The organism is Vibrio sp. Y176, from assembly GCF_033438945.1.
The window spans coordinates 1-568 of sequence record NZ_JAWOQS010000919.1 but is presented as its reverse complement, the minus strand read 5'-3'; the positions used below and the strand labels follow the sequence as shown (position 1 = coordinate 568).

Annotated in this window: 1 protein-coding gene; it reads left to right on the top strand. The window is 51.1% G+C overall.

The window, feature by feature from the left end:
• Nucleotides 1-568 (top strand): SLC13 family permease (locus R7O13_RS29410; RefSeq protein WP_318305531.1); only part of this gene is annotated, 568 nt, incomplete at both ends.

Here is a 568-nt window from a genome sequence, read left to right as displayed (position 1 = left end):
TTCCTCTTGGCGCGATGGCCTTGATGGGTTTGACGCTCGCGACACTGCTTGGCGTACTGCCAATCAAAACCGCACTGACTGGCTTCGCGCACCCAACGATTTGGATGATTGCAGCTGCGTTCTTTATCTCTCGCGGTTTTATTACCACCGGCTTTGGTCGACGCGTCGGATACTGGTTTATCTCTAAACTTGGTCACAACTCATTAGGCCTTGCTTACGGCTTAGTGTTGACTGATTTGCTGTTTGCACCTGCAACCCCAAGTACCACAGCGCGTTGTGGCGGTATTATTTCTCCGCTATTTCGCTCGGTTGCGAGTGCTTATGATTCCGACCCAGAAAAAGGTACTGAGAACCGAATCGGCGCATTTTTGGTGCAATGTATCTTCCAATGTAACGCGATTACATGTGCGATGTTCCTGACCTCAATGGCAGGTAACCCACTCGCCGCTAACTTCGCAAAAGAACAAGGCGTTGAAATCACATGGGCTGGCTGGGCAACCGCGGCGATCGTCCCTGGTTTGTTGTGTTTGTTCCTCATCCCACTCGTGATGTACATGGTGTTTCCACC